Source organism: Blastochloris sulfoviridis, from assembly GCF_008630065.1.
Lineage (GTDB): Bacteria > Pseudomonadota > Alphaproteobacteria > Rhizobiales > Xanthobacteraceae > Blastochloris > Blastochloris sulfoviridis.
Window position 1 is genome coordinate 41883 of the sequence record NZ_VWPL01000024.1, and the last position, 6000, is coordinate 47882.

Below are 6000 nucleotides of genomic sequence, written 5' to 3' on the forward strand. Positions count from 1 at the left end.
GCGGATTCGCGTCGACGGATTCACGTCGTCCCGGGCGAGGCGCGAGCCGAGACCCGGGACCGTCCGCAGGAAAAGTCACCCTCCTGAAAACGATCCCGGCTCGCGCGGCTTCGCCGCTTGGCCGGGATGACGAACGCACAGAGCGTAGCGGAATGCGTAGGGTGGAATAGCGAAGCGTATTCCACCACACGCACGGCCTGCGCGGCGCAATACGCTGTCGCTATTGCGCCCTACGGATTCACGACGCGCTTCACGCCGCGGCGCCCACCCGCACGAGCTGATAGACGATCGAATCCATCAGCGCCTGGAACGACGCGTCGATGATGTTGGGCGACACGCCGACCGTCGTCCACGTCTCGCCATCGGCGGCGCGCGAGGTGATGAGCACGCGCGTCACCGCATCCGACCCGCCGCGGAAGATGCGCACGCGGTAGTCGACCAGTTCGAGATCGCGGATCAGGCCCTGGTACTTGCCGAGATCCTTGCGCAGCGCCACGTCGAGCGCATTGACCGGGCCGTTGCCCTCGGCCGCCGAGATCACCTCCTCGTCGCCGATCTTCACCTTCACGATCGCCTCGGCCACCGTGACCAGCTTGCCGACCGCGTTCCAGCGCCGCTCGACATTCACCGAGAAGCGCTCGACCTTGAAGAACTCCGGCACCTCGCCCAGCACGCGCTTGGCAAGCAGGAAGAACGACGCGTCGGCGCCCTCATAGGCGTAGCCCTCGGCCTCGCGCTCCTTGATCTCGTCGAGCATGCGCGAGATGCGCGGGTCGTCGCGATTGATGGAGATGCCGAGCCGCTCCAGCTCCGCCAGCACGTTCGACTTGCCGGCCTGGTCCGACACCAGCACCTTGCGGCGGTTGCCGATGCGCTCGGGCGCCACGTGCTCGTAGGTCGCCGGGTTCTTGGCGATGGCCGAGGCGTGGATGCCGGTCTTGGTGGCGAACGCGCTCTCGCCGACGAACGGCGCGTAGCGGTTCGGCGCGCGGTTGATCATCTCGTCGAACACGCGGCTGACATGGGTGAGGCTGGACAGCGCCTCGTCCGACACGCCGGTATCGAAGCGGTTGGCGAACTCCGGCTTCAGCTTCAGCGCCGGAATGATGGTGGTGAGGTTGGCGTTGCCGCAGCGCTCGCCGAGCCCGTTCAGCGTGCCCTGCACCTGCCGCACGCCGGCCGCCACCGCCGCCAGCGCGTTCGCCACCGCGCAGCCGCAATCGTCATGGGTGTGGATGCCGAGATGATCGCCCGGCACGACGCGCACCACCTCCGACACGATGCGGCTGACCTCCTCCGGCAGCGTGCCGCCATTGGTGTCGCACAGCACCACCCAGCGCGCGCCGGCCTCATACGCCGTCTTGGCGCAGGCCAGCGCGTATTCCGGATTGGCCTTGTAGCCGTCGAAGAAGTGCTCGCAATCGACCAGCGCCTCGCGCCCGCGCGCCCGCGCCGCGGCAACGGACTCGCGGATGCAGTCGAGGTTCTCCTCGCGCGAGATGCCGAGCGCGACGTCGACGTGATAGTCCCAGCTTTTCGCGACGAAGCAGATGGCGTCGGCCTCCGCGTCGAGCAGCGCGTTGAGGCCGGGATCGTTGGAGGCCGAGCGCCCGCCGCGCTTGGTCATGCCGAAGGCGGTGAAGGTGGCGTTGAGGTTTTTCTTCTCGCTGAAGAAGCGGGTGTCCTGCGGATTGGCACCGGGATAGCCGCCCTCGATATAGTCGATGCCGAGCCCGTCCAGCATCGCCGCCACCGCGGCCTTGTCATCGAGGGAGAAATCGACGCCATTGGTCTGCGCGCCGTCGCGCAGAGTGGTGTCGAACAGATAGACGCGCTCGCGGCTCATGGGGTTCGGTCCTTGGGTTCCTGTGCTCACAGGGTCTTCTTCATGGTGGTGTTGCCGAGCCATTCGTCGCCCAGCACTTTGGTGTTGCGCCGCTCCGGCGAATAGCCGCGATAGCGGAAGAACGGCTCGGCAGTGTCGCTCGCCTCGACCTCCAGCGCCGTTGCGCCGCGCGCGGCGGCAAGCTTCTCCAGCGCATCGATCAGCGCCGTCGCCACGCCCTGCCGCGCCATCTCGGGATGCACGTAGAGCATGTCGATCGTCCGGTTGCCTTCGAGCGAGGCAAAGCCGGCAATCTCGCCGCCGACGGTGGCGACCAGCGCGAGCTGATCCGCAAGGCGCTCGGCCAGTTCGTCCACGTCGAGCGTGGCGATCCAGGCGGCAAGCTGCGCCTCGGAATAGTCCTCGGCCGCGAGCTCGGCGACCGACGCCTCGAACAGCGCCGTCAGCGCCGGCGCATCCGCCGGCAGATAGGGCCGGAGCGCGATGGTTGGCTTGGATTGGGCCATGAGATCACCTCGCACGGCTTGAAGGCGCGGTCATTGCACGGCCTCCTGGATCCGCGAAAACACGCCTTCGGCGTTACCAAGTACGTCGTTGTTCCAGAAGCGCAGCGTGCGAAAACCGCTGTCAGCAAACCATGCCTCGCGCCGCTGATCGCGCATGGAGCCGGCGTGCTGGCCACCGTCGACCTCAATGACAAGCCGCCGATCGAACGACAGGAAGTCCGCGACATAGGGACCAAGCGGCACCTGCCGGCGGAATTTCGCGCCGGCAAGGCGGCGGTCACGCAGCAGCCGCCACATCGCGCGCTCGGCCTCGGTCATCTCGCGGCGCAACGCACGAGCGCGGATGATGGCGGCATGCCGCTCGATAGTGTCTTGGTCATCACCTGCGGTGCCGCGCGACGCCCCCTTCCCTCTCCCCTCGCGGGAGAGGGTGGCGCGAGCAACGCGAGCGCCGGGTGAGGGGGACTGCACGCTGGCAACAGAGGCCCCCTCACCCGCCTCGCGATCATTCGATCGCTCGGCACCCTCTCCCGCAAGGGGAGAGGGAAAGCGCTCGGCCGTTGCTCCCTCACATGAGGCAGATTTTCGCTGACGAGGTGGCTTCATCGCGCCACCTTCCAGGTGGTGGTGAGTTCGCCGGTGGCCGGATCCTTGGCGTCCATCAGCGCGATGCCCTTGGCCGCCAGCTCGTCGCGGATGCGGTCGGACTCGGCGAAGTTCCTGGCCTTGCGCGCGGCGAGGCGCGCCGCGATCAGGCGACCGATGTCCGCCTCGTCGATGCCGCCCAGCGCCTGCAGCACCGCGTGCTCGCGCCCTTTCTGCCATGCTGCGAACTGCGCGCGATCGAAGCCGAGGAAGGCGAGGTTGCGCCCCAATTCCTCGGCGTCCTGACCCTGCTGCGGCACGCGGATGTGGTTTCGCAGCGCGTGCAGCTCAGCGATCGTCTTGGGCGTGTTGAGATCGTCGGAGAGCGCCGCGATGACCGCCGGCGAAGGCTCGGCCGGCTGGTCCGGCGCGGCGAGGCGGAACCAGTCGTCGAGCGTATTCGTGCTTTCGTTCAGGCCCTCGACGGTCCAGTCGATCGGCTGGCGGTAGTGCGTCTTGAGCATGGCGAGGCGCAGCACGTCGCCGACCCAATTCTGCCCACCGAACCTGTCGCTCGCCAACAATTCCCGGATGGTGATGAAGTTGCCGAGCGACTTCGACATCTTCTCGCCTTCCACCATCAGGAAGCCGTTGTGCATCCAGAAGTTCGCCATCCGCTCGGTGCCGAAGGCGCAGCAGCTTTGCGCGATCTCGTTCTCGTGGTGCGGAAACACGAGGTCGATGCCGCCGCCATGGATGTCGAACATCTCGCCCAGCAGCGCGCCGGACATCGCCGAGCACTCGATGTGCCAGCCCGGCCGGCCGAAGCCCCAGGGGCTCTCCCAGCCCGGCTCCTTCTCGGGGTCGGAGGGCTTCCACAGCACGAAGTCCATGGGATCGCGCTTGTAGGGCGCGACATCGACGCGGGCGCCGGCCACCATCTCGTCGAGCGAGCGGCGGGCGAGCCGGCCATAGGCCGGCATCGAGGGCACGTCGAACAGCACGTGCCCCTGCTCGACATAGGCGTGGCCGCGCGCGATCAGTCTCTCGATGATCTTGACCATGTCGAGCGCGGACGGCTCGGGCCGGCACACGAAGTCGGTGGCGCGCGGCTCGTGGGTCGGGCGCAGGCAGCCCAGCGCGTCGACATCGGCGTGGAACTGGGCGAGCGTCTGGTCGGTCAGCGCCCGGATCTCGGCGGTGAGCGGGCGTTCATGCGTCCAGCGCTCGAAGGCGCGCTTGTTGATCTTGTCGTCGACGTCGGTGATGTTGCGCACATAGGTGACGTGGTCGGCGCCATAGAGGTGGCGCAGCAGGCGGAACAGCACGTCGAACACGATCACCGGCCGGGCGTTGCCGATGTGGGCGAAGTCATAGACGGTCGGCCCGCAGACATACATGCGCACGCCGCGCGCCGGATCGAGCGGGGCAAAGAGCCGTTTTTCGCGCGTCAGCGTGTCGTAGAGCTTGAGTTCCGCCACAAGTATCCCCCTGCCGGACCGGCGGAGGCGCTCGCGATGGGTAAAGCGGGGCGTCCGCGGCCGGATATTCCTCAGCCGCCGATAATCTGTGCGACGATGGCACAGCGCGATGTGACGCGATTTCCCGTCATGGCCGGCACCGTGATCACCCCGGCAGAGCTTGTCAAGCGCCAGAATGGCGGCCGGCCACAAAGATGCCCCGCCATCGCCGCACCAGACGAAAAACTCCGACTTGTTTTGGAACCTTTCACCAAGAATTCTGTTAGGCAAATCTCTTGGCGAGTCATGAACCTCGTACGCCTTACAGACGACGCAAGAACAGCGCGCGCAACGACAGCAAGCGCATGAATAGCACGCGACAGAAGAAACCACATACGCTGCGTCAGGAAGGCACCATGACAAGATCACCCCGTCCGCGATTCCCCGATCCCACCGAGACGCGCGTCAGCGAACATGTGGAGAGCGACGGGACGCGCGTGGTGGTGATTCTGCCGAGCCTCGACACGTTGCTCGGCGTGGTCGGCTTCTCGCGCTCGGATGCCATCATGCTGCCGGGCGAGGCTCCGCCGGTCGATGGCTGGTCGCTGTTCGGCCGTCGCCGGCTCGGCCGGCTGTTGCGCCTGCCCTTCGGGCTGCACTGATCCCGCACAGTTCAAACGCCTGAGAATGACTGAGGCGAAATCCGGCCGACAGGGCCGGATTCTCGTTGTCCCCTCGCCGAAAAGCCCGTTTCCGGTGTCCCGAAGGGATCCACCGGACACCCAATGACGCGCCCCTCCCCGCGCCGGCGAAGCGCGGGCTGCGGCAGGCGCGCAACACCTCGGCGCAAAGTGGCCCCCGCGAAACCCGCTTCATTGACGGGCGCGGCGCGCTGCCGCTCTATCCAAGGCATCCTGATTCTGGCGCCGCGAGGTCTTCGCGCCCTCCATCCTCCTTCCGTGCCGTGTTCCGTCGGGCCGGTTTGCGCCGGCCCGCGCGAGGTTTTACGATGCGTTTTCCCCGCCCCCTTTTGTCCGCCATCGCCGCCCTGGGCCTGTCGGTCACCCATGCTGCCGCCGTCGAGACCGAGACGTTCGTGATCTCCAATTTCGACGGCTACGGCGTCGACCAGTGCCTGGCGGAGGGCCGCCCATGCGGACAGGCGGCGGCGGCGGCTTGGTGCCACAGCCGCGACTACCAGACCGTGGTCGATTTCGGCCGCCTCGACCGCACCAACTCCACCAGCGCACGGCCGACCGCCCAGCCCGCCCAAGGCACCCAGGTTGCCGCCAATTGCACGGGCCGCGCCTGCGGCGAGCTCATCGCCATCATCTGCGCGCGCTGACGCCCCGCCTGTCGTCCCGGGCAAGCGGCGCCAGCCGCGCAACCCGGGACCGTTCGCAGAAAAGGGAGCCTTTCCGGCACACGATCCCGGCTCGGCGCGACGTCCGGGATGACAACAGACGTGAGGTCGTCGTCCCGGGCAAGCGCGCGTGGCGCGCGCGAGCAACTGTCATGCGGCTTTGGGGTCTCGCCAGGGTTTGTTGTCTCGAATCATGGCGTTGAGGATGGTCAGGAGCTTTCGGGCGATGGCGATGAGGGC

The 6000-nt window shown here is 67.3% G+C and carries 6 protein-coding genes; 2 read left to right on the top strand and 4 right to left on the bottom strand.

The annotated features are described in order from the left end of the window. Positions 1 to 250: 250 nt before the first annotated feature. The 4 genes from cimA to cysS all read right to left on the bottom strand — a co-directional run bounded on the left by cimA (position 251) and on the right by cysS (position 4418). Positions 251 to 1846 (bottom strand): citramalate synthase, encoded by a 1596-nt coding sequence (gene cimA, locus F1193_RS12765; RefSeq protein WP_150098190.1) that lies wholly within the window; start codon positions 1844 to 1846, stop codon positions 251 to 253. A gap of 26 nt (positions 1847 to 1872) precedes the next feature. Further along, positions 1873 to 2352 carry a GNAT family N-acetyltransferase gene (locus F1193_RS12770; protein WP_150098191.1) on the bottom strand — a complete coding sequence of 160 codons (480 nt, stop codon included), beginning with the start codon at positions 2350 to 2352 and terminating at the stop codon, positions 1873 to 1875. A 30-nt stretch (positions 2353 to 2382) separates the two neighbouring features. Continuing rightward, complete coding sequence (locus F1193_RS17495) at positions 2383 to 2682, bottom strand: endonuclease domain-containing protein (RefSeq protein WP_281287250.1); 300 nt, start codon at positions 2680 to 2682, stop codon at positions 2383 to 2385. 272 nt (positions 2683 to 2954) lie between these two features. Continuing rightward, positions 2955 to 4418, bottom strand: coding sequence for a cysteine--tRNA ligase (gene cysS, locus F1193_RS12780; protein WP_150098193.1), 1464 nt, complete (start codon positions 4416 to 4418; stop codon positions 2955 to 2957). 395 nt (positions 4419 to 4813) lie between these two features. Here cysS and F1193_RS12785 point away from each other — a divergent pair, with 395 nt between their 5' ends. Both F1193_RS12785 and F1193_RS12790 read left to right on the top strand, forming a co-directional pair. Next, entirely contained in the window at positions 4814 to 5059 is a 246-nt protein-coding gene (locus tag F1193_RS12785) for a hypothetical protein (protein WP_150098194.1), read from the top strand. 347 nt (positions 5060 to 5406) lie between these two features. After that, positions 5407 to 5742: a hypothetical protein gene (locus F1193_RS12790; protein WP_150098195.1), complete on the top strand. Its 336-nt coding sequence runs from the start codon at positions 5407 to 5409 to the stop codon at positions 5740 to 5742. The last annotated feature ends 258 nt before the right edge of the window (positions 5743 to 6000 follow it).